A 17,803-nucleotide genomic window follows, 5' to 3' on the forward strand; every position below is an offset into this window, starting at 1 on the left:
CCATGGCGATGCCGTTACGCCAGTCGATCCGGCTGGGTGCGTTCCTGGCCAAGCAGAAGCTGCTGCGCAAGGACAAGTACGCGATCCTGGTCGAGCTGGAACCGCTGTTCGCGTGCAACCTCAAGTGCGGTGGTTGCGGGAAGATCCAGCAGCCGGCGCACCTGCTCAAGCAGCGGATGCCGGTGCAGCAGGCGGTGGGTGCGGTGGAGGAGAGCGGTGCGCCGATGGTGTCCATCGCCGGTGGTGAACCGCTGATGCACCCGCAGATCCACGAGATCACCCGCATCCTGCTGGAGCGCAACAAGATCGTGTTCCTGTGCACGAACGCGCTGCTGCTGCCCAAGCACATCCACAAGTTCAAGCCGCACCGGAACTTCACGTGGATGGTCCACATCGACGGGCTGGCGGACAAGCACGACGCATCCGTGCGCAAGGAGGGCGGGTTCCAGGCGGCCGTCGACGCGATCCAGCTCGCGAAGTCCAAGGGCTTCAAGGTGATGACGAACACGACGTTCTTCAACACCGACACCCCGCAGGACGTCATCGACGTGCTGGACTACCTCAACGACGTCGTCAAGGTCGACAACATGCAGCTCTCGCCCGGGTACGCCTACGAGAAGGCCCCGGACCAGGAGCACTTCCTCGGGGTGCGGCAGACGCGGGAGCTGTTCGCCAAGGCCTTCGCCGACGGGCGCCGCAAGAAGTGGCGGCTCAACCACTCGCCGGTGTTCCTCGACTTCATCGAGGGCAAGCGGGACCTGGAGTGCACGCCGTGGGGGATCCCGTCCTACTCGCTGCTGGGCTGGCAGCGGCCGTGCTACCTGCTCGACGACGGCTACGCCAAGACCTGGCGGGAGCTGATCGAGGAGACCGAGTGGGACAAGTTCGGCCGGGGCAAGGACCCGAGGTGCGCGAACTGCATGGCGCACTGCGGTTACGAACCCACGGCCGTGATCGCGACGACGAGCAGTCTCAAGGAGACGATCCGCGCCGCGGTCAGCGTCTGACCCGGACCCGGCGCGCGGGGACCACCACCGTTCGTCCCCGCGCCGCCGGTCAACTCCCGGAGAACGGGTGATCCACCGCGATGCGCCCGGCGGGGCGGTCCTCGTCGCCGTGGCGGACGCCTTCTTCGATCGCGGCGCCGTAGCGTCCGGCGGGATCCACGTCCGCTGAGCATCGCCTTCGCCGGTGCGGCGGACGATTCCCCGCGCGGTACGCCAGGGCCCTGGTATTTCTATACCAGGCGAGTGTTAGGGTTCCGGTATAACTATACCGAGACCCTGGGACGCGAGGTACCCGTGATCGAGTTGAAGACGCCCGCCGAGATCGAGCGCATGCACGTGGCCGGGCGGTTCGTCGCCGAGGTGCTCTCCGAGGTGGGCCGGCTGGCCGACGTGGGCGTCAACCTCCTGGACCTGGAGCACCACGTCCGCGGGATGATCACCCGGCGCGGAGCGGAGTCCTGCTACTGGGACTACGCGCCGTCGTTCGGCCGCGGTCCGTTCCGCAACGTCATCTGCCTGTCGGTCAACGACGCGGTCCTGCACGGCCTGCCCCACGACTACACCCTGCGCGACGGGGACGTGCTCACCGCCGACCTCGCCGTCGGCATCGACGGCTGGGTGGCCGACTCGGCGCGCACCGTCGTCGTCGGTACCGCCGCCGAGGAGGATGAGCGGATCGTCCGCGCCACCGAGGAAGCGCTCGCGGCGGCGATCGAGGCGGCACGTCCGGGCAACCGCCTGGGGGACATCTCGGCGGCGATCTGGGCGGTGGCCCGTGCGCACGGCTATCCGGTCAACACCGAGTTCGGCGGACACGGCATCGGCCGCACCATGCACGAGGACCCGCACGTGCCCAACAAGGGTCACGCGGGGCGGGGGCTGACGCTGCGGCCCGGGCTGACCCTCGCGCTCGAACCCTGGTTCGCCCGCACGACCGACCGGATCGTCCACGACGCGGACGGCTGGACGATCCGGTCGGCCGACGGTTCCCGCACCGCACATTCCGAGCACACGGTCGCCGTCACCGAGGACGGCCCGCTGGTGCTCACCCGGCGCGCAGAGGAGTCCGCGGGGCGCCAGGGCCGCACCGAACGGCTGTGACCAGCGCGAATCTGAGACGTCCTAGCCGTCGATGTCGAGCGCCGTGCCGTACAGGCGGTCGACCTTCAACCGGATGACCACCCGGCGCTCGGCAACCAGCTGCTCCAGGAACGCATCCTCATCCTCCGGTTTCGCTGCCTGCGGGATCATCGCGAGGAGTTCCCGCCCGACGGCGTCACCGGGAACGGTCGTGGTCCCGGACACCTCGGCCTCGCCTTCCGCGACGGCGAACGACCACACGTCGCCACCTCGCACATGCAGCGCCGCACGCGGGTTGCGCCGCAGATGCCCGACCTTGGCCCGGTCGGCCGTCGTCGACAGCCGCACCATGCGGGCTTCGGGATCCCATTGGTAGAGCATGGTGCTCAGGTGGGGGTGGCCACTGCGCTTGACGGTGGCGAGTGTGCCGAACTGCTCCCTGCCGAGCAGGCTCGAGAGGGCTTCGTCGGACAGTGGGCGAGGTGCGGGTCCTTGATTCACGTCGTGATCAACCTCCATGGTTGCGCCATAATTTCCCGGACGGTGCGTCCGAGACCACTTTCCGCATAGACGCCAGGCCGGGGTGCGCCGGCGCCGTCCTACGGGATCAGCAGCAGCTTGCCGGTCGTGCGGCGGCCCTGCAGGTCCTCGTGCGCCTTCGCCGCCTCGGCGAGCGGATAGCGACCGCCGATCCGCACCGTCAGCGCGCCGGAGGCCACCGCCTCGAACAGCTCGCCCGCCCGCCAGTCCAGTTCCTCCCGGGTCCGCACGTAGTGGGCCGACGTCGGGCGCGTCAGGTACACCGAGCCGGCCGCGTTGAGCCGCTGCGGGTCGACCGGCGGGACGGGGCCGCTCGCGGCCCCGAACAGCACCAGGAACCCCCGCACCCGCAGGCTCGCCAGGCTGCCGTCGAACGTGGTCCGGCCGACCCCGTCGTACACCGCGGCCACCCCTTCGCCGTTGGTGAGGCGCCGGACCTCCTCGGCGAAGTCCACCTGGTCGTAGCGGATCACCTCGTCCACGCCGGCCTCCCGGGCCAGCGCCTCCTTCTCCGCGGTCGACACCGTGCCGATCACGCGCGCACCGCGCGCCTTGGCCAGTTGCGCCAGCAGCAGCCCCACCCCGCCCGCGGCCGCGTGCAGCAGGATCGTGTCGCCCTCGGCGACCTGGTAGGTCGACCGGACCAGGTAGTGCGCCGTGACACCCTGCAGCATGACCGCGGCGGCCACCTCGTCGGACACGCCGTCCGGGATCCGCACCGCGCTGCGTGCCGGGACCCGGGCCCGCTGCGTGTAGCCGCCGAGCACGCCCTGCCACGCGACCCGGTCGCCGACCTGGAAACCGGTGACGTCCGAACCGGCCGCGGCGACCGTTCCCGCGCCCTCCTGGCCCAGCGTCGCGGGCAGGTCCAGCGGGTAGATACCGCTGCGGTGGTAGGTGTCGATGTAGTTCACGCCCGCGGCCGCGACGTCGACCAGCAGCTCCTCCGGCCCCGGGTCGCCGACCTCCACCTCGGCGACCTCCAGCACCTCGGGTCCGCCGGTCCGCCGAATCTGCACTGCCGTGGGCATCGTCTGTCTCCTCCTGACGTGGTCGGGTTCACCCCGTACGGGCCGGTGGGACCGCCCGATCTTTCCTAAGATGCCGGCATGGCTGAAGAGACCGAGGCACCGGCGCCCACCGCCCAGCAGCTTACGACCGCCCGCCGATTCGTCGCCGAACACGGCAAGCCGGCCAAGGCCGTGGTGGAGAACATCGGCCGCGCCGGTGCCCGCGTGGTGCTCGTCGGCCACGACGGTGCGCTCGGTGACATCGTCGTGCGCACCGTCGAGACCGGTCAGCAGCTGGTCGAGGCGGTCGAGGACCTCGAGCCGGCCGAGTGGGACTCGGCGACCGTCAACGAGACCCGGATCGGGCCCGGCCACCGCCGCCGGATGGCCGGGCACGCCCTGTAGGGCTCAAGCAGCGGTTTGCAGCCGCTTCGCGGCGAGGCGCTCGGCGCGCGGCCAGCGCACGTCGTGCGCCCAGCCCAGCTTCTCGAAGATCCAGATCAGCCGCGCCGACACGTCCAGCTGCCCGCGCAGCACACCGTGCCGCGCGCATGTCGGATCGGCGTGGTGCGAGTTGTGCCACGACTCGCCCATCGACAGGATCGCCAGCGGCCAGAAGTTGGCCGCCCGGTCCCGGCTGGCGAACGGCCGGTCCCCGATCATGTGGCAGATCGAGTTCACCGACCACGTCACGTGGTGCAGGAACGCGATCCGCACCAGCCCGGCCCAGAAGAACGCGGTCACCGCGCCCCACCAGGACCAGCTCAGCAGCCCGCCGAGCAGCGTGGGCAGCGCGAGGCTGAGCACGATCCACAGCCAGAACAGCTTGCTCACCACCCGCACGTCGCGGTCGGCCAGCAGATCCGGTGCGAACCGCTCGTAGTTGGTCACCTCGCGCTCGAACATCCACCCCATGTGCGCGTGCCAGAACCCGCGCAGCAGCGCCGCCGGGCTCGTGCCGAACAGCCAGGGGGAGTGCGGGTCGCCCTCGCGGTCGGCGAACGCGTGGTGCCGGCGATGGCTGGCAACCCAGAACAGGGCTGACCCCTGCACGGCCATGCTGCCGGCGATCGCCATCGCGACCCGCAGCGGCCGTCCGGTCTTGAACGAGCCGTGCGTGAAGTGGCGGTGGTAGCCGACGGTCACGCCGAGTGTGGCGACCACGTAGAAGAACACCGCCAGGCCGAGGTCGAGCCAGGTCAGTCCCCAGCCCCAGGCCAGTGGCACCGCGGTGACCAGCGCGAGGAACGGGATCAGCAGGAACGCTTTGAGCACGATCATCTGACCGGTGGACCGGCGATGCGAAATCAGGGGTTTGGTCATGGGCGGTGGCTACCTCTCTTCCCGGCCCCACCGTACGAGGCCGTCCTGGCGGATACCCCCCTCGGGCGTTACCACCGCATGACGAGCGCGGAAATCCGGCTCACGCCGTGGTCAGCTCCGGGCTTTGGGGCGGGGCCGGTGCGGCGGAGACGACCGGGCCCCGGTCGCGGCAGCCGCACCACAGGGCGGCGGTCGCCACGATCACCAGCGCCGATCCGAGCACGTGCAGCGACACCAGCGCCTCCGGGATGCCGAGTGCGTACTGCACCGACCCCAGCACACCCTGTGCGAGCGCCACCACCCAGACGACCGCGTAGCGCCGCCACACCGCCGGCGGGGTGCCGCCGCGCATCAGGACCAGGCCGAACATCGCGAGCACGAGCAGGTAGCACACCAGCAGACCGCCGTGCACCTGGGCGAGCACCTCGATCGGCGCGTCCAGGCGGTGGGTCGCCGGGTCGCCGCCGTGCGGGCCGGCGCCGGTCACCGTGGTGCCGGCGATCAGGACCGCCCACATCGCGACCACGAGGGTGACCAGCAGCTTCCTCGCCAGCGGCGGGACCAGCCACCGCGCCGGCTCGTCGCCCTCGTGGAACGCGCGGACCAGCAGCACCGCCAGCCACACCAGCGGTGTGGAGACCAGGAAGTGGATCGCGACCGTCCACCACTCCAGTTTCGCGAGCACCGTCATCCCGCCGACCACGGCCTGCAGCACGACTCCGCCGGGCATCGCCCAGGCGAGCTTGAGCGCCCGCCTGCGCTCCGGGTGCGCGATCTGCACCCGCCACGCGGCGAGCACCGCCAGCGCGGATACCAGGATGACGACCACGGTGAGCAGCCGGTTGCTGAACTCGATCCACTGGTTGAGCGTCTCGAGCTCGGGGTGCGCGACCGGCACCAGGCTGCCCGGGAAGCACTGCGGCCAGGTGGGGCAGCCCAGGCCGGATCCGGTGACGCGGACAACCGAGCCGGTGACCCCGATGCCGGCCTGGGCGACCACCGCGGCGACGGCGATCGCGCCCTGCACCGAGCGCGACGGGTAGGGCAGGCGGGCGATCAGGGACTTCAGTGCCACGCGGAAATAGTAGACGGGCGCGAAGCGCCTCCGTTGAGGGCGGTGGTGGGAGACGGCTGCGCCCTGGGGTTATGTCAGCTTCGTCGTGCGGCCGGCCACTGCCGCCGCCAGCACGCCCCACCCGGCGAGCACGGCGACCGGGCCGCCGGCGAGCTGCCCGTGGACCAGCGCGGCACGCAGCCCTTCGGCCAGCGCCCCCGACGGCAGCAGCTCGATGATCGTCGCCGCCCCGGCGGGCAGTGCCGTGGGCGCGAGCAGGATCCCGCCCGCGAGCAGCAGCACGAACCACACGATGTTGGCCAGCGCCAGCACCACCTCGGCCCGCAGCGAACCGCCGAGCAGCACACCCAGCGCGCCGAAGCTCAGCGTGCCGGCCACCAGCAGGAGGACCGCTTCGGCGAGCCCGGCGCCCGACGGCGCCCAGCCGAGGAACGCCGCGACGACGCCCAGCACGACGACCTGCAGCAGCACCACCACCAGCGCGGCGGCGATCCGGCCCGCGACGAGCAGCCACCGCGGGATGGCCGTGGCCGACAGCCGCTTGAGCACCCCGTAGCGGCGGTCGAAGCCGAGCGCGATGGCCTGCCCGGTGAACGCCGAGGACATCACCGCGAGCGCGAAGATCCGGGGCGTGACCCAGTCCACCTTGGCGACCCCGTCCAGGTCTCCGGTGGGCAGGATGTCCAGCAGCGTGAGGCCGATCAGCAGGGCCAGCGGGATGAGCAGGGTGAGCAGGATCTGCTCACCGTTGCGCAGGGTGAGGCTGGTTTCCAGCTTCGCGTGGGTGAGCAGCATCCGCGTGCGGCGGCCGGAACCGGGCGCGGGGGTGAAGGTTCCGGCGGGGAACCGGGCCGGTGCGGTCACGAGCGCAGCTCCCGTCCGGTCAGCTCGAGGAAGACCTCTTCCAGGTCGCGCTTGCCGACGTGCAGCTCCTCGGCCAGCACGCCCTGCTGCGCACACCATGCCGTCACCGTCGACACCACCTGCGGGTTCACGCTCCCGGACACCTGGTAGCTGCCCGGCGCGGATTCCTGCACGCGGTAGCCCTCGGGCAGCGCGGCCGACAGCAGCTCGGTGTCCAGCCCCGCGCGGGCCTTGAACCGCAGCTGCGCGGCGTCGGAGTCGTCCGCGGTCAGCGCGCTCGGCGTGCCCTCGGCGATCACCTTGCCGTGGTCGACGATCACCACGTCGTCGGCCAGCGCCTCGGCCTCCTCCATCAGGTGGGTGGTGAGCAGGACGCTCACCCCGTCGGCGCGCAGCGCGGCGAGCAGGTCCCACACCAGGCGGCGGGCCTGCGGGTCCATGCCCGCGGTCGGCTCGTCGAGGAACACCAGCTCGGGGCGCCCGACCAGGGCGCACGCCAGCGACAACCGCTGCTGCTGCCCGCCGGACAGGCGCTTGAACGGGGTGCGGCGCGCCGGGGTGAGGCCGAGGACGTCGAGCAGCCACGCGGGGTCCAGCGGGCTGGCGGCGCACGAGGCGACCAGCCCGAGCATCTCGCCGGCCCGGACGCCCGGATAGGCACCGCCGCCCTGCGGCATCACGCCGACACGGGGGCGCAGCGCGGCGCCGTCGCGAGCGGGATCCAGGCCCAGCACGCGCACCGACCCGGCGTCGGCGCGGCGGAAACCTTCGCAGATCTCGACGGTGGTGGTCTTGCCGGCGCCGTTGGGACCGAGCAGCGCGAGCAGGCGCCCCCGGTGCATCTTCAGGTCCAGGCCGTCGACCGCGGTCTTCGGGCCGTACCGCTTCACCAGCCCGGTGATCTCGACGGCAGGTGTGCTCACGACTGTCAAGCGTACGACCCCGGCTCAGGGCGCGGGCTGCGGATCCCTCTTCAGCAGCAGAGGTGCCCTGCGCCACACGACGAGCACGGCCACGGCGACGACGACACCGGCGGCGAGGTAGGCCTGCGGCACGACGAACGAGCGGCCGTCGAACGTGCTGCCCGGCGGTGCGGCGAGGAACGCCAGCGCCACGCTGGCCACCGTGGCCGCGACGCGGAACCGGGACGTGCCCGCGGCGGCGGCGAGCGGGATCACCGCCCACAGCAGCCACCAGGGCTGCATCGCGACGTGCAGGATCATGAAGGCGCCCAGCGAGACGCCGAGCCCGATGATCGGCCGGTAGCGCCAGCGGAAGCTGTCCCACAGGAACTTCGCGGTGATCAGCCCGGCCAGCGCGATGCCGGCCAGCTGCAGGATCGACACCAGCGCGTTGGTGTGGTTGCCCAGGCCGAGCGCGATGCCCAGGACCCCGCCGAGGTTCGCGAGTTCGGCGCTGGGGGAGATCCAGCTGCGCACCAGCCCCGGGGTGCCGAGCGCGCCGATCCAGCCGAAGCCGAGGCCGGTGCCCAGGCACACGGCGGCCATGACGACGGCGAACACGCCGGTGAGCGCGGCGGCGGCGCGCAGCAGGTCGCTGATCCGGCCGCGCCAGCGGCGGGCGATCATGACACCGAAGAAGCCCAGCGCGATGACCGCGTTGATCTTCACCGCGGCGCCGAGCGTGATGACCGCCGCACCGAGCACGAGGAACGGGATCTCGCCGTGGGCCAGGGGTGGCGGCGTGTCGCCGGTGACCCGGACCGGCAGCCGGCGGATGCCCAGCTCCAGGCCGGCGACCATCAGGCCGATGCCGAGCGCCTCGTTGTGCGCGCCCGCGACCAGGTGGAACAGCACGAGCGGGTTGGCGGCGCCCAGCCACAGGGCGGTGGCCGGTTCGACGCCGAACCGCTGGGCCAGGCGGGGCAGGGCCCAGATGATGAGCGCGACGCCGGCCAGGGCGAGGGCGCGCTGCAGCAGGACCCCGGCGACGATGTCGTCCCCGGTGAGCCCGGAGATCCAGCTGCCGAGCTTGAGGAAGAGCGGACCGTAGGGGGCCGGGGTCTCGCGCCACATGTTGGAGACGCCGCTGGTGAGCGGATCGGCCACGCCGAGCGCCTGCGCCGGGCCCAGTTCGTAGGGGTCCATGCCGCGGTGCACGATCTCGCTCTGCGCGAGGTAGCTGTAGACGTCGCGGGAGAACAGCGGCGGGATGAACATCAGCGGCGTCAGCCACATGACCAGCGTGCGGGTCAGCTGGGCGCGGGTGGCCAGCCGCGCGCGCCCGGGCCGCGCGAACCGCCCCAGCAGCAGCCACCCGACGACGAGCATGCCCATCCCGGCGAAGCACATCGCCAGTGAGACGGTGGGGATGCGGGCGAACAGGCGCAGGACGGGGATGTCCTGGACCGGGTTGAGCACCGGGGCCGCGCCCGCGCCGAGCGAGCCCAGGGCGAGCAGCAGCGCGCCGACCGTGCCCAGCCGGCGCACGATGTCGAGGGCACGCAGTTCCCGCTGTTCCAGCGGCCCGGCCCCGGGAGGCTGCACCGGGGACAGCGGCGCCGCCACCGCACCACCTCCGGTGCTCTGCTCGCCCCATGTCACACAGAGAGGGTATCGGCGCCGTCCCGGGCCGCCGAGAAGGGCGGCCGCGGCGGCCGGCCGGACCGTCCCGGCAGCCCGGATCCGTGACCCCGGTCACGCCGAGTTGACCTCTCTTTGCCTCCCGGCCCGAAATACGACACAATTATGTTGTGAAAAACAGCGGACCCCTCTCCCGTCGGGGCGGCGCCGACCGTCCTGGCGACGGGATGGCCGCTCAGGCCACCCCGGACGGGCGCACCCGGCACGAGGTCGCCCGCCTCCTGCTGGAGGACGGCCCGATGACGGCGGGCGTGGTCGCCGACCGGCTGGGCATCAGCCCGACCGCGGTGCGGCGCCACCTGGACGCGTTGCTGGCCGACGGGGAGGCCGAGACGCGGGACGCGCCCCGGCGCGGACCGCGTGGCCGGGGCCGTCCGGCCAAGCTCTTCCTGCTCACCGAGACGGGCCGCGCCCGGTTCGGCCACGCCTACGACGACCTCGCGGTCGCCGCCCTCCGCTTCCTCGCCGAACACGCGGGGGAGGAGGCGGTGCGGGCCTTCGCCGAGCGCCGGGCCGCCGGCATGGTGGAGCCGCACCGGGCCGCGATCACCGCCGCGGACGGCCCGGCCGGCCGCGCGGAGGCCCTGGCCGCCGCCCTGAGCAGGGAGGGTTACGCTGCGTCGGCCCGCCAGGTGGGCGCTCCGGCCACCGGTGCCGGCGCGCAGCTGTGCCAGCACCACTGCCCGGTCGCCCACGTCGCCGCTGAGTTCCCGCAGCTGTGCGAGGCGGAGACCGAGGCGTTCGCCGAGCTGCTGGGCACGCACGTCCAGCGGCTGGCGACCATCGCACGCGGCGACACCGTGTGCACCACCCACGTCCCAGCGGAGAATCCGCCGGGTCTGCAAGCGAAAGCTCCGGACGGAGGGAAACGCGAATGACTGCCGCTGCCGAGCAGCGCAATCCCACCACGACGCCGCTGTCCCAGGAAGAGACCATCGACTCCCTGGGCAAGTACGCGTTCGGGTGGGCCGACCCGGATGCCGCGGGGGCCAGTGCCCGCCGCGGGCTCAACACCGACGTCGTGTCCGACATCTCCGCCAAGAAGAACGAGCCGGAGTGGATGCTCGAGGCGCGTCTGAAGGCGCTGAAGCTCTTCGAGCGCAAGCCCATGCCGAACTGGGGCGCCGACCTGTCGGGGATCGACTTCGACAACATCAAGTACTTCGTGCGCTCCACCGAGCAGCAGGCCGCCAGCTGGGACGAGCTGCCCGAGGACATCAAGAACACCTACGACAAGCTGGGCATCCCGGAGGCGGAGAAGCAGCGCCTGATCGCCGGGGTGGCCGCCCAGTACGAGTCGGAGGTCGTCTACCACAAGATCCGTGAGGACCTCGAGGCCCAGGGCGTCATCTTCCTGGACACCGACACCGGCCTCAAGGAGCACCCGGAGCTGTTCCAGGAGTACTTCGGCTCGGTCATCCCGGCCGGCGACAACAAGTTCTCCGCGCTGAACACGGCGGTGTGGTCCGGCGGGTCGTTCATCTACGTGCCGCCGGGCGTGCACGTGGACATCCCGCTGCAGGCGTACTTCCGGATCAACACCGAGAACATGGGCCAGTTCGAGCGGACCCTGATCATCGTCGACGAAGGTGCCTACGTCCATTACGTCGAGGGCTGCACCGCGCCCATCTACAAGTCCGACTCGCTGCACTCGGCCGTGGTCGAGATCATCGTCAAGAAGGGCGGCCGCTGCCGCTACACGACGATCCAGAACTGGTCGAACAACGTCTACAACCTGGTCACCAAGCGCGCCAAGTGCGAAGAGGGCGCGACCATGGAGTGGATCGACGGCAACATCGGTTCCAAGGTGACCATGAAGTACCCGTCGGTCTTCCTGATGGGCGAGCACGCCAAGGGCGAGGTCCTCTCGATCGCGTTCGCCGGCGAGGGGCAGCACCAGGACGCCGGCGCCAAGATGGAGCACCTGGCGCCGCACACCTCCTCGACCATCGTGTCGAAGTCGGTGGCGCGCGGCGGCGGCCGCACCTCCTACCGCGGCCTGGTGAAGGTGGCCAAGCGGGCACACCACTCCGCCTCCACGGTGAAGTGCGACGCGCTGCTGGTGGACACCATTTCCCGCTCGGACACCTACCCCTACGTCGACATCCGCAACGACGAGGTGTCGATGGGCCACGAGGCCACGGTGTCCAAGGTCTCCGAGGACCAGCTGTTCTACCTGATGTCGCGCGGTCTCACCGAGGACGAGGCCATGGCGATGGTCGTGCGCGGGTTCGTCGAGCCCATCGCGCGCGAGCTGCCCATGGAGTACGCGCTCGAGCTGAACCGCCTGATCGAACTGCAGATGGAAGGAGCCGTCGGCTGACATGACGGTTTCTGCTGAGAACACCGCTGCCGCTGCGGAGGCCGCCGTCCCGGCGGCCTCCCGCGCGGAACGGTTCACCGGGTACGACGTCGCCGCCTTCGAGGTCCCCGGTGGCCGCGAGGAGAACTGGCGGTTCACCCCGATGAAGCGCCTGCGCGGGCTGCACGACGGCACCGCGACGGCCTCCGGCGAGGTCAAGATCGACGTCGACGCCGCCCCCGAGGTGCGCGTGGAGACCGTCGGCCGCGAGGACGAGCGCCTGGGCCAGGCCGGCGTGCCGAGCGACCGGATCGCCGCGCAGGCCTACACCTCGTTCGCCGCGGCGACCCTGGTGACCCTGCCGAAGGAGACCCGCGCGTCCCGGCCGACCGTGCTGCGGCTGACCGGCCCGGGTGAGGGCAACACCGCCTACGGGCACGTGCAGGTGCGCGCCGAGGCCTACGCCGAGGGCGTGGTCGTGCTCGACCACCTCGGCTCCGGCACCTACGCCGACAACGTCGAGTTCGTCGTCGGTGAGGGTGCGAAGCTCACCGTGGTCAGCGTCCAGGACTGGGCCGACGACGCGGTGCACGTCTCCGAGCAGCACATCCGGCTCGGTAAGGACTCCACGGTCAAGCACATCGTCGTCACCCTGGGCGGCGACCTGGTGCGGGTGTCGCCCACGGCGAGCTTCGCCGACCGCGGCGGCGACGTGGAGATGCTGGGCCTGTACTTCGCCGACGCCGGTCAGCACCAGGAGCACCGCCTGTTCGTCGACCACGCGGTCCCGTACTGCAAGTCGAACGTGATGTACAAGGGCGCCCTGCAGGGCGACGACGCGCACACGGTGTGGATCGGCGACGTGCTGATCCGGGCCGCGGCCGAGGGCACCGAGACCTACGAGCTCAACCGCAACCTGGTGCTCACCACGGGCGCGCGTGCCGACTCGGTGCCGAACCTGGAGATCGAGACCGGTGAGATCGCCGGTGCCGGGCACGCGAGCGCCACGGGAAGGTTCGACGACGAGCAGTTGTTCTACCTGCTGTCGCGCGGGATCGAGGAGGAGCAGGCGCGGCGGCTGGTCGTCCGCGGCTTCTTCCACGAGATCCTGATGAAGATCGACGTCCCGGAGGTCCGCGAGCGCCTGGCCGAGGCGATCGAGGCCGAACTCGAAGCCGTCGGCAGCTGAAGCCCTCCCCTTCCACCACGAGAGACAGAGACGAACGAGGCCATGGCCACACTGGAAATCAAGGATCTGCACGCCGGTGTCACGACCGACGAGGGCGCGAAAGAGATCCTCAAGGGCGTCAACCTGACCATCCGCTCGGGTGAGACGCACGCGATCATGGGCCCGAACGGCTCGGGCAAGTCCACCCTGTCCTACGCGATCGCCGGTCACCCCAAGTACGAGGTGACCTCCGGCGAGGTGCTGCTGGACGGCGAGAACGTCCTCGAGATGTCGGTCGACGAGCGCGCGCGGGCCGGGCTGTTCCTGGCGATGCAGTACCCCGTCGAGGTCCCGGGCGTGTCCATGTCGAACTTCCTGCGCACGGCCGCCACCGCGGTCCGCGGCGAGGCGCCGAAGCTGCGGCACTGGGTCAAGGAAGTCAAGGACGAGATGGCCAAGCTGGAGATCTCGGCGGAGTTCGCCGAGCGCAGCGTCAACGAGGGCTTCTCCGGTGGTGAGAAGAAGCGCCACGAGATCCTGCAGCTGGCGCTGCTCAAGCCGAAGATCGCGATCCTCGACGAGACCGACTCGGGCCTGGACGTCGACGCGCTGCGGATCGTCTCCGACGGCGTCAACGAGTACAAGGCCAACAACGAGGTCGGCGTCATGCTGATCACGCACTACACGCGGATCCTGCGCCACATCACCCCGGACTTCGTGCACGTCTTCGCCGACGGCCGCGTCGTCGAGTCGGGCGGCAAGGAGCTGGCCGACGAGCTGGAGGAGAACGGCTACGTCAAGTACACCGGCAAGAAGGAAGCCGCGGCGGTCTGACGTTCCCCGTTCCCGAACTGACACACCGAGAGAGGAGTTGGCGCGCATGACCACCACAGCCGCGGCCAACCTGCCTTTGGACGTCGCTGCCCTGCGCGCCGACTTCCCCATCCTGTCGCGCACCGTGCGCGACGGGAAACCCTTGGTGTACCTGGACTCCGGCGCGACCTCGCAGCGGCCGCGGCAGGTGCTGGACGCCGAGCGCCGGTTCCTGGAGACCTCCAACGCGGCGGTGCACCGGGGTGCGCACCAGCTCGCCGAGGAGGCCACGGACGCCTACGAGTACGCCCGCGCCCGCACCGCCGAGTTCGTCGGTGCCGACCAGGGTGAGCTGGTGTTCACGAAGAACGCCACCGAGGGCATCAACCTGGTCGCGTACGCGATGAGCAACGCGGCCACCGCCGGCCCGGAGGCCGAGCGCTTCCGCGTCGGCCCGGGCGACGAGATCGTGATCACCGCGATGGAGCACCACGCGAATCTGGTGCCCTGGCAGCAGCTGTGCCAGCGCACCGGTGCCACGCTGCGGTGGTTCGACCTCACCGGCACGTTCCGGCTGGATCTGTCCAACCTGGACGAGCTGGTCACCGAGCGCACCAAGATCGTCGCGTTCGCGCACCAGTCCAACGTGCTCGGCACGATCAACCCGGTCGAGCCGATCGTGCGGCGGGCCCGCGAGGTCGGCGCGCTGACGCTGCTCGACGCGTGCCAGTCGGTGCCGCACTTCCCGGTCGACTTCCACGCGCTCGGCGTGGACTTCGCGGTGTTCTCCGGGCACAAGATGCTGGCGCCGTCCGGTATCGGCGTGCTCTACGGGCGCCGTGAGCTGCTCGAGGCGATGCCGCCGTTCCTCACCGGCGGGTCGATGATCGAGCTGGTCACGATGGACCGCACCACGTTCGCGCCGCCGCCGCAGAAGTTCGAGGCCGGGGTGCCGATGACCTCGCAGGCCGTCGGGCTCGGCGCCGCGGTGGACTACCTGAGCGAGATCGGCATGGAGCGGGTGGCCGCGCACGAGCACGCGCTCGTCGAGGCGGCGCTGGCCGGGATCGCCGAGATCCCGGGCGTCCGACTGATCGGTCCGGGGGACACGGCCGACCGCGGTGCGACCGTCGCGTTCGTCGTCGACGGCGTGCACCCGCACGACGCCGGCCAGGTGCTGGACAGCCTGGGCATAGCGGTGCGGGTGGGTCACCACTGCGCGTGGCCGCTGCACCGGGTGTGCCAGGTGCCGGCCACCGTGCGCGCGACGTTCTACCTGTACAACGACTTGTCCGAAGTGGACGCCCTGATGGGCGGTATCCGCGAGGCGCAGAAGTTCTTCGGGGTGGCGTAGGTGAACCTGGAGAGCATGTACCAGGAGATCATCCTGGACCACTACAAGAACCCGCACGGCCACGGCCTGCGGGAGCCCTACGACGCCGAGTCGTTCCAGGTCAACCCGACCTGTGGCGATGAGATCACCCTCCGGCTCAAGGTCGAGGGCGACAAGGTCACCGACGTCTCCTACGAGGGGCAGGGCTGCTCGATCAGCCAGGCGTCCGCGTCGGTGCTGACCGATCTGGTGACCGGGCACACCGTCGGTGAGGCACTGTCCACGATGGACACCTTCGTGGCGATGATGCAGAGCCGGGGCCAGATCGAGCCGGACGAGGATGTGCTGGAGGACGCGGTCGCCTTCGCCGGGGTGTCGAAGTACCCGGCGCGGGTGAAGTGCGCCCTGCTGGGCTGGATGGCGTTCAAGGATGCGCTGACCCGCACGAACGGAGCCGTGAAGTGAGCGAGGAGCAGACGCGCGAGGGCCGCACCGCGGCGGACCTGCCGGAGCAGGCGCAGCCGCCGGCCGCGGACGTGGCCAAGATCGAGGACATCGAGGAGGCCATGCGGGACGTCGTGGACCCCGAGCTCGGCATCAACGTGGTCGACCTCGGGCTGGTCTACGACATCCGGGTGGAACCGGACAACACCGCCACCATCGACATGACGCTGACGTCGGCGGCCTGCCCGCTGACCGACGTGATCGAGGACCAGACGGCCTCGGTGCTGGTCGGCCAGGCCGGGGTGGTCAAGGACTTCCGGATCAACTGGGTCTGGATGCCGCCGTGGGGCCCGGAGAAGATCACCGACGACGGTCGCGAGCAGCTTCGCGCCCTCGGTTTCACCGTCTAGATCCGCACCCGTAGCACAGCGCCGCCGCGGCCGGGCCCGTTCGGGCAAACCGGCCGCGGCGGCGCTGTTCCCGCGTGCAGTGGTGTCGCCCCTCGTCCCAGTGAGCGTATAACGACCTATACGGCGGGGCTCAGGCCGGCCGCGGACCGGTCCCGCTGCTCCGGCAGCCCGTGCCGCGACCGGCCACGCAGCACCTCGACCCGCTCGGAGCCCGGCCGGCCCAGCACCCAGCTCGACCCCGGCACCGCCTTCGCCCGCTTCTTCAGGGGCGCCAGCAGACGGGACGCCTCCCGGTAGGACTCGATCGTCGCCGTCGCGCACACCAGCGTCGCGAGCGACACCGTCACCGGCATGCCTTCGGCCGACCACGGCACGTCCAGCAACGCCCCGGCGATCGTGCCGATCTCCGCCACGTCGCAGGCGATCAGGAAGTCGTCCCCGCCGACGTGGCTCACCACCATCCTCGGCAAGCGGGCCGCCAGATCCGTCAGAGCGCGCCCGATGGCGCGGATCAGGTCGTCCCCGGCCGCGAAGCCCGCGTTGTCGTTCACCGCCTTGAACGAGTCGACGTCCAGCCACGCCGCCACGAACGCCTCCCGGCCGGCGATCCGGCGGTCCACCTCCCGCGCCACCGTGTCGCTGCCGGGCAGCCGGGTGAGCGGGTTCAGCGCGGCCGCTTCCTCGACCTTCGCCTCCGCCACCCCGCGCACCACCTCGGTCACCAGCACCACGCCCAGGCAGCGGCCCGCGTCGTCGACCACCACCACGTCGTCGCCGGTGCGGCCCCAGTCCGCGTCGGTCACCAGCTCCAGCAGCTCCAAGGCCCCGGCGTCGGCGTGGATCGTGTGCGGGCTGTCCGCCAGCCGTTGCGCGCTGCGCCGCGCGTGCAGCGCGTGGCCGTACGGGCCGGTGACCGACACCAGGAACCGCGTGCGGTCGATCGACCACCGCGGGCGCCCCTCGGTGTCGATCCCGACGATCCCGGTGGGCGCGTCCGCGGCGGCGAGCGCGGACCGCACGTCGTCACAGGTCGCGTCGTGCGGCAGGGTGCTGGCCGGGCGCAGGAAGTCACGCACCCGCGGGGTGCCCGGCGGACCCGGTGCCACGCGCTCACCCGGGTCGGGGACGGCCGGGGTGAGCAGGTGACCGAGGCCGACAGCGTCCCCCGCCGGCGCGAACAGGTTGCCCTGGGCGATGCGCACCCCCAGCCGCCGCGCCGCCCCCAGCTGCGCCTCGGTCTCGATCCCGGTCGCCACGAGCCGGGCGTTGCGGCGGGCGGCGAAGTGCAGCAGCGACTCCACGACGGCCACCGAACCGGCGTCGGAGGGCAGCCCGCGCAACACGCTGTGGTCCAGCTTGAGGACGTCCACCGGCGCCGCCGCGAGGAGTGTGAACGGTACGTCGCCGCGCCCGAGACCGTCCAGTGCCAGCCGGAACCCCAGCCGGCGCAGCCGCGTCAGCCCGGCGAGCAGCTGCTCCGGCGCGACCCCGCCGAACGGCGGGCCGACCTCGAGCACCACCTCGCGCGGCCGCTTGCCGGCGCGCGCGAGGGCGTCCATCAGCGGATCCACCGACCCGGCCGCGGCGGTGGCCGCCGTCAGGTTCAGGTGCACCGGCAGCAGCGTCTGCTGGTCGGCTTCGGTGCGCACGGCTTCGCAGGCCAGCGCGAGGTCGGTTTCGACCAGACGCCCTTCGCGGCGCGCGGTGTCGAGCAGCTCGTGCACGCACCCCTCGGCGGGACGGGCCAGCGCTTCGAGCGCGAGCATGCCGCCGGTGTGCAGGCTGTAGAGCGGCTGGAAGGCGAACCGGACTGGGCGCACGGGCCCGATCT

At 71.4% G+C, this 17,803-nt stretch carries 18 protein-coding genes; 10 read left to right on the forward strand and 8 right to left on the reverse strand.

Annotation, left to right across the window (positions count from 1 at the left end; all coding sequences use genetic code 11):
* The first annotated feature begins 2 nt into the window (after positions 1-2).
* Positions 3-1,007 (forward strand): adenosyl-hopene transferase HpnH, encoded by a 1,005-nt coding sequence (hpnH, locus tag FHX45_RS27520; RefSeq protein ID WP_167108030.1) that lies wholly within the window; start codon positions 3-5, stop codon positions 1,005-1,007.
* 294 nt (positions 1,008-1,301) lie between these two features.
* Positions 1,302-2,108 carry a type I methionyl aminopeptidase gene (map, locus tag FHX45_RS27525; RefSeq protein ID WP_167108033.1) on the forward strand — a complete coding sequence of 269 codons (807 nt, stop codon included), beginning with the start codon at positions 1,302-1,304 and terminating at the stop codon, positions 2,106-2,108.
* A 21-nt stretch (positions 2,109-2,129) separates the two neighbouring features.
* On the opposite strand, the gene FHX45_RS27530 is transcribed toward map, so the two are convergent.
* Positions 2,130-2,606 carry a TIGR03618 family F420-dependent PPOX class oxidoreductase gene (locus tag FHX45_RS27530; protein WP_208406160.1) on the reverse strand — a complete coding sequence of 159 codons (477 nt, stop codon included), beginning with the start codon at positions 2,604-2,606 and terminating at the stop codon, positions 2,130-2,132.
* An 80-nt stretch (positions 2,607-2,686) separates the two neighbouring features.
* Positions 2,687-3,658, reverse strand: a complete 972-nt coding sequence (locus FHX45_RS27535) for a quinone oxidoreductase family protein (protein WP_167108036.1) — start codon at positions 3,656-3,658, stop codon at positions 2,687-2,689.
* Positions 3,659-3,736: 78 nt separating this feature from the next.
* Here FHX45_RS27535 and FHX45_RS27540 point away from each other — a divergent pair, with 78 nt between their 5' ends.
* Positions 3,737-4,042, forward strand: a complete 306-nt coding sequence (locus FHX45_RS27540; RefSeq protein ID WP_167108039.1) for a hypothetical protein — start codon at positions 3,737-3,739, stop codon at positions 4,040-4,042.
* A gap of 3 nt (positions 4,043-4,045) precedes the next feature.
* On the opposite strand, the gene FHX45_RS27545 is transcribed toward FHX45_RS27540, so the two are convergent.
* The 5 genes from FHX45_RS27545 to mptB form a co-directional block, all read right to left on the reverse strand.
* A complete protein-coding gene (locus FHX45_RS27545) occupies positions 4,046-4,960 on the reverse strand; it encodes an acyl-CoA desaturase (protein ID WP_167108042.1) in 915 nt (304 codons plus the stop codon).
* Positions 4,961-5,060: 100 nt separating this feature from the next.
* Positions 5,061-6,035, reverse strand: coding sequence for a COX15/CtaA family protein (locus FHX45_RS27550; protein WP_167108045.1), 975 nt, complete (start codon positions 6,033-6,035; stop codon positions 5,061-5,063).
* A 69-nt stretch (positions 6,036-6,104) separates the two neighbouring features.
* The gene (locus FHX45_RS27555) at positions 6,105-6,830 is read right to left on the reverse strand and encodes an ABC transporter permease (protein ID WP_167109535.1); all 726 of its coding nucleotides are present in this window, start codon (positions 6,828-6,830) and stop codon (positions 6,105-6,107) included.
* A 65-nt stretch (positions 6,831-6,895) separates the two neighbouring features.
* On the reverse strand, positions 6,896-7,822 hold the full coding sequence (locus tag FHX45_RS27560; protein WP_167108048.1) for an ATP-binding cassette domain-containing protein: 927 nt from the start codon (positions 7,820-7,822) through the stop codon (positions 6,896-6,898).
* Positions 7,823-7,846: 24 nt separating this feature from the next.
* Positions 7,847-9,463 carry a polyprenol phosphomannose-dependent alpha 1,6 mannosyltransferase MptB gene (gene mptB, locus FHX45_RS27565; protein WP_424923828.1) on the reverse strand — a complete coding sequence of 539 codons (1,617 nt, stop codon included), beginning with the start codon at positions 9,461-9,463 and terminating at the stop codon, positions 7,847-7,849.
* 206 nt (positions 9,464-9,669) lie between these two features.
* On the opposite strand from mptB, the gene FHX45_RS27570 reads away from it, so the two are divergent.
* From FHX45_RS27570 to FHX45_RS27600, 7 genes are read left to right on the forward strand one after another with little or no spacing between them, the layout of a single operon-like run.
* Positions 9,670-10,380 (forward strand): helix-turn-helix transcriptional regulator, encoded by a 711-nt coding sequence (locus tag FHX45_RS27570; RefSeq protein ID WP_167109539.1) that lies wholly within the window; start codon positions 9,670-9,672, stop codon positions 10,378-10,380.
* Positions 10,377-11,825, forward strand: coding sequence for a Fe-S cluster assembly protein SufB (sufB, locus tag FHX45_RS27575; protein ID WP_167108051.1), 1,449 nt, complete (start codon positions 10,377-10,379; stop codon positions 11,823-11,825). Before FHX45_RS27570 ends, sufB begins: the two co-directional genes overlap by 4 nt.
* A 1-nt stretch (position 11,826) precedes the next feature.
* On the forward strand, positions 11,827-12,993 hold the full coding sequence (sufD, locus tag FHX45_RS27580) for a Fe-S cluster assembly protein SufD (protein ID WP_167108054.1): 1,167 nt from the start codon (positions 11,827-11,829) through the stop codon (positions 12,991-12,993).
* A gap of 42 nt (positions 12,994-13,035) precedes the next feature.
* Positions 13,036-13,806, forward strand: a complete 771-nt coding sequence (gene sufC / locus FHX45_RS27585) for a Fe-S cluster assembly ATPase SufC (RefSeq protein WP_167108057.1) — start codon at positions 13,036-13,038, stop codon at positions 13,804-13,806.
* A 46-nt stretch (positions 13,807-13,852) separates the two neighbouring features.
* The gene (locus FHX45_RS27590) at positions 13,853-15,139 is read left to right on the forward strand and encodes a cysteine desulfurase (protein WP_167108060.1); all 1,287 of its coding nucleotides are present in this window, start codon (positions 13,853-13,855) and stop codon (positions 15,137-15,139) included.
* Complete coding sequence (gene sufU, locus FHX45_RS27595; RefSeq protein WP_167108063.1) at positions 15,140-15,583, forward strand: Fe-S cluster assembly sulfur transfer protein SufU; 444 nt, start codon at positions 15,140-15,142, stop codon at positions 15,581-15,583. It begins immediately after the preceding gene.
* Positions 15,580-15,972, forward strand: a complete 393-nt coding sequence (locus tag FHX45_RS27600) for an iron-sulfur cluster assembly protein (protein ID WP_167108067.1) — start codon at positions 15,580-15,582, stop codon at positions 15,970-15,972. Before sufU ends, FHX45_RS27600 begins: the two co-directional genes overlap by 4 nt.
* Before the next feature lie 116 nt (positions 15,973-16,088).
* On the opposite strand, the gene FHX45_RS27605 is transcribed toward FHX45_RS27600, so the two are convergent.
* A complete protein-coding gene (locus tag FHX45_RS27605) occupies positions 16,089-17,738 on the reverse strand; it encodes a GGDEF domain-containing protein (RefSeq protein WP_208407927.1) in 1,650 nt (549 codons plus the stop codon).
* Positions 17,739-17,803 lie beyond the last annotated feature (65 nt).

The organism is Amycolatopsis granulosa (genome assembly GCF_011758745.1).
In the GTDB taxonomy this organism is placed as follows: domain Bacteria; phylum Actinomycetota; class Actinomycetes; order Mycobacteriales; family Pseudonocardiaceae; genus Amycolatopsis_E; species Amycolatopsis_E granulosa.

Excerpts from the sequence above, each read along its gene's own strand:
- sufD (WP_167108054.1), top strand. The coding sequence starts at position 11,827 with ATGACGGTTTCTGCTGAGAACACCGCTGCCGCTGCGGAGGCCGCCGTC.
- FHX45_RS27555 (WP_167109535.1), bottom strand. The coding sequence starts at position 6,830 with ATGCTGCTCACCCACGCGAAGCTGGAAACCAGCCTCACCCTGCGCAAC.
- sufC (WP_167108057.1), top strand. The coding sequence starts at position 13,036 with ATGGCCACACTGGAAATCAAGGATCTGCACGCCGGTGTCACGACCGAC.
- FHX45_RS27570 (WP_167109539.1), top strand. The coding sequence starts at position 9,670 with ATGGCCGCTCAGGCCACCCCGGACGGGCGCACCCGGCACGAGGTCGCC.
- hpnH (WP_167108030.1), top strand. The coding sequence starts at position 3 with ATGGCGATGCCGTTACGCCAGTCGATCCGGCTGGGTGCGTTCCTGGCC.
- sufB (WP_167108051.1), top strand. The coding sequence starts at position 10,377 with ATGACTGCCGCTGCCGAGCAGCGCAATCCCACCACGACGCCGCTGTCC.
- FHX45_RS27605 (WP_208407927.1), bottom strand. The coding sequence starts at position 17,738 with ATGCTCGCGCTCGAAGCGCTGGCCCGTCCCGCCGAGGGGTGCGTGCAC.
- FHX45_RS27540 (WP_167108039.1), top strand. The coding sequence starts at position 3,737 with ATGGCTGAAGAGACCGAGGCACCGGCGCCCACCGCCCAGCAGCTTACG.
- FHX45_RS27530 (WP_208406160.1), bottom strand. The coding sequence starts at position 2,606 with ATGGAGGTTGATCACGACGTGAATCAAGGACCCGCACCTCGCCCACTG.
- FHX45_RS27535 (WP_167108036.1), bottom strand. The coding sequence starts at position 3,658 with ATGCCCACGGCAGTGCAGATTCGGCGGACCGGCGGACCCGAGGTGCTG.
- FHX45_RS27545 (WP_167108042.1), bottom strand. The coding sequence starts at position 4,960 with ATGACCAAACCCCTGATTTCGCATCGCCGGTCCACCGGTCAGATGATC.
- FHX45_RS27590 (WP_167108060.1), top strand. The coding sequence starts at position 13,853 with ATGACCACCACAGCCGCGGCCAACCTGCCTTTGGACGTCGCTGCCCTG.